Below are 1474 nucleotides of genomic sequence, written 5' to 3' on the forward strand. Positions count from 1 at the left end.
CGGAACATGTAGAAGGCCGTCATCCCCGCGGTCAGGAGCGCGCCGGCGAACAGGATCATGTGATGCGGATTCTTCAGGCCGAACTCGAGGGCGGCCCCCAGGATCATGTCCTTGCTGTAGAAACCCGAGAAGAACGGCACCCCCGAGATCGCGAGCGTGGCGATGAGGAAGGTGACGAAGGTGATCGGCATTTTCTTCCGCAGGCCCCCCATCTCCGTGATCTCCTGGCTGTGGACCGCGTGGATCACCGAGCCGGAGCCCAGGAACAGGCACGCCTTGAAGGCGGCGTGGGTGGTCAGGTGCGCCAGGCCGGCCGTGAACCCGCCCACCCCCAGGCCCAGGATCATGTACCCCAGCTGGGAGCAGGTGGAGTAGGCGAGGACCTTCTTGATGTCGGTGGCCGTGATCGCGATCGTGCCCGTGATGAAGAGGGTGACAAGCCCGACATAGGCGATGAAGAGAAAGGCGTCCGGCGTGAAGATCGGGTAGACGCGCCCGACGAGGTAGACGCCCGCGGCCACCATCGTCGCCGCGTGGATCAGCGCCGAGACCGGCGTGGGGCCTTCCATCGCGTCGGGGAGCCAGACGTGGAGCGGGAACTGCGCCGACTTCCCGATGGCGCCGCAGAAGATCCCGATCCCCGCCAGCGTCAGGAGGGTCCCGCCGATCTTCCCTTCCCCGATCGCCCGGAAGACCTCGTCGTACCCCAGCACCCCGGTCGTGGCGAACAGGAGCAGGAACCCGAGCAGGAAGCCGAAGTCGCCCACCCGGTTCACGATGAACGCCTTCTTGCCGGCGTCGGCGGCCGACTTCTTCTCGAACCAGAACCCGATGAGCGCGTAGGAGGAAAACCCGACCAGCTCCCAGAAGATGTAGATGAAGAAAAAGCTCTCGGCCAGGACGAGCCCCAGCATGGAGAACGAGAAGATCGAGAGGTAGGCGAAGAACCGGCTGTACTTCGGGTCGCCGTGCATGTAGCCCACCGAGAACAGGTGAACGAGGAACGAGACGAGGGTCACGACGACGAGCATCACGGCCGTCAGGTTGTCGACGAGGATCCCCGCGTTGATGACAAACCGGCCTCCCAGGGACAGCCACGGGACCACGACGTGATACCGGAAGTTCGGATCGTAGATCCGGAAGACCTCGAAGAAGATCACGATCGACATCACGAGGCCCGCGCCGATCGTGCCGAGGGAGAGCCAGTCCCCCTTCCGCGGCAGCCGCTTCCCGACCGCGATGTTGACGAAGAAGGAGAGCAGCGGCAGGAACGGGATGATGTAGGCGTATCGGATCAACGGTTCACCCTTTCTTCTCGTTTACCGCGTCAACCCCGGAGATGGTCGGCGGTGTCCACTTCCACGGTGCCCGTCGTGGCGAACAGCCGCAGGAAGATGGCCAGCGCGACGGCCGCCTCGGCGGCCGCGAGCACGATGACGAAGACGGCGAAGATCTGCCCGCCGATCAACCGGGA

Annotated in this window: 1 protein-coding gene; it reads right to left on the bottom strand. The window is 64.5% G+C overall.

Going from position 1 to position 1474, the window contains the following annotated elements; translation table 11 throughout:
* On the bottom strand, positions 1-1298 hold a 1298-nt coding region (gene nuoL / locus VJ307_08185), incomplete at its 3' end, for an NADH-quinone oxidoreductase subunit L (protein ID HJX74120.1).
* Positions 1299-1474 lie beyond the last annotated feature (176 nt).

Source organism: Candidatus Deferrimicrobiaceae bacterium (assembly GCA_035256765.1).
GTDB lineage: Bacteria > Desulfobacterota > Deferrimicrobia > Deferrimicrobiales > Deferrimicrobiaceae > CSP1-8.